Source organism: Acidisphaera rubrifaciens HS-AP3 (assembly GCF_000964365.1).
Taxonomy (GTDB): Bacteria; Pseudomonadota; Alphaproteobacteria; order Acetobacterales; family Acetobacteraceae; genus Acidisphaera; species Acidisphaera rubrifaciens.
Genome location: NZ_BANB01001152.1, coordinates 1 through 428, shown reverse-complemented (window position 1 = coordinate 428; position 428 = coordinate 1). Strand labels below are relative to the sequence as shown.

Below are 428 nucleotides of genomic sequence, written 5' to 3'. Positions count from 1 at the left end.
GCGCGAGATCGGCGGCGAGCGCGCCCCGCCCCTCGCCCGACCAGCCGAGGCCGAAGCGCTCGATCGTCGAATCCGACAGCCCGCGCCCGCGCAGGTAGTCCAGCGCCGCCCGCCCCTCCGGCAGGCGCAGCCGGCGGACGTAGGCGCGCCCGGCTTCCTCCAGCACGTCGGTCAGGGCGTGGCGGGTGCGTTCGGCCTCCGCCGCCGCCGGCGACGGCTTGGGCACGTCCATCCCCGCCTCGGCGGCCAGCTGCTCCACCGCCTCGATGAAGGTGGCCCCCTGCGTCTGCATCACGAAGCTGATGGCATCGCCGTGCGCGCCGCAGCCGAAGCAGTGGTAGCCGTCCTCATAGATGTAGAAAGACGGCGTCTTCTCGCCGTGGAACGGGCAGCACGCCTTCCACTGCCGCCCCGACCGCTCCAGCTTC

The 428-nt window shown here is 73.6% G+C and carries 1 protein-coding gene; it reads right to left on the bottom strand.

The genetic code is table 11. The features are described 5' to 3' along the window. A partial coding sequence (locus tag B8460_RS20485; protein ID WP_048863476.1) for a CHC2 zinc finger domain-containing protein occupies positions 1 to 428 on the bottom strand: 428 nt, incomplete at both ends.